The 1373-nt window shown below is 67.5% G+C and carries 1 protein-coding gene; it reads left to right on the plus strand.

Annotated elements, in window-relative coordinates; genetic code table 11:
• Positions 1 to 1373, plus strand: a 1373-nt coding sequence (locus HZS56_RS37760) for a dihydropteroate synthase (protein ID WP_216725318.1), incomplete at both ends; no start/stop codon positions are given.

The raw sequence follows: 1373 nt of genomic DNA on the forward strand, positions 1-1373 counted from the left end.
CTGCCGGTCGTGCTGGATTCCACCGAGGTCGACGTCATCCGTGCCGGACTGGAGAAGCTCGGTGGCCGCGCGGTCATCAACTCCGTCAATTACGAGGACGGTGCCGGTCCGGAGTCCCGGTTCGCGCGTGTCACGCAGCTGGCCCGGGAGCACGGTGCCGCGCTGATCGCGCTGACCATCGACGAGGAGGGCCAGGCCCGCACCGCCGGGAAGAAGGTCGAGATCGCCGAACGGCTCATCGGGGACCTCACCGGCAACTGGGGCATCCACGAGTCGGACATCCTGGTCGACTGCCTGACCTTCACCATCTGCACGGGCCAGGAGGAGTCCCGCGGCGACGGTATCGCCACCATCGAGGGCATCCGTGAGCTCAAGCGGCGCCACCCCGACGTGCAGACCACCCTGGGCCTGTCGAACATCTCCTTCGGCCTGAACCCGGCCGCCCGCATCCTGCTGAACTCCGTCTTCCTGGACGAGTGTGTCAGGGCCGGCCTGGACTCGGCGATCGTGCACGCCAGCAAGATCCTGCCGATCGCGCGGTTCAGCGAGGAAGAGGTCCAGACGGCTCTGGACCTGATCCACGACCGCCGTCGCGAGGGCTACGACCCGCTGCAGAAGCTCATGCAGCTGTTCGAGGGCGCCACCGCCAAGTCCCTGAAGGCGGGCAAGGCCGAGGAACTGGCGTCCCTCCCGCTGGACGAGCGGCTCAAGCGCCGCATCATCGACGGTGAGAAGAACGGCCTGGAACAGGACCTCGACGACGCCCTCCGGGAGCGCCCCGCCCTGGAGATCGTCAACGAGACGCTGCTGGACGGGATGAAGGTCGTCGGTGAGCTGTTCGGCTCCGGTCAGATGCAGCTGCCGTTCGTGCTGCAGTCCGCCGAGGTCATGAAGAGCGCGGTCGCCCATCTGGAACCGCACATGGACAAGACCGACGACGACGGCAAGGGCACCATCGTGCTGGCCACCGTCCGCGGCGACGTCCACGACATCGGCAAGAACCTCGTCGACATCATCCTCTCCAACAACGGCTACACGGTGGTCAACCTCGGTATCAAGCAGCCGGTCTCCGCGATCCTGGAAGCCGCCGGCGAACACCGGGCCGACGTCATCGGCATGTCCGGGCTCCTGGTCAAGTCCACGGTGATCATGAAGGAGAACCTGGAGGAGCTCAACCAGCGGGGGCTGGCCGCCGGCTACCCCGTCATCCTGGGCGGCGCCGCCCTCACCCGCGCCTACGTCGAACAGGACCTGCACGAGATCTACGACGGCGAGGTCCGCTACGCCCGCGACGCCTTCGAGGGCCTGCGCCTGATGGACGCCCTGATCGGCATCAAGCGCGGCGTGCCCGGCGCCAAGCTGCCCGAACTGCG

The organism is Streptomyces mayonensis, assembly GCF_018982965.1.
In the GTDB taxonomy this organism is placed as follows: Bacteria; Actinomycetota; Actinomycetes; order Streptomycetales; family Streptomycetaceae; genus Streptomyces; species Streptomyces mayonensis.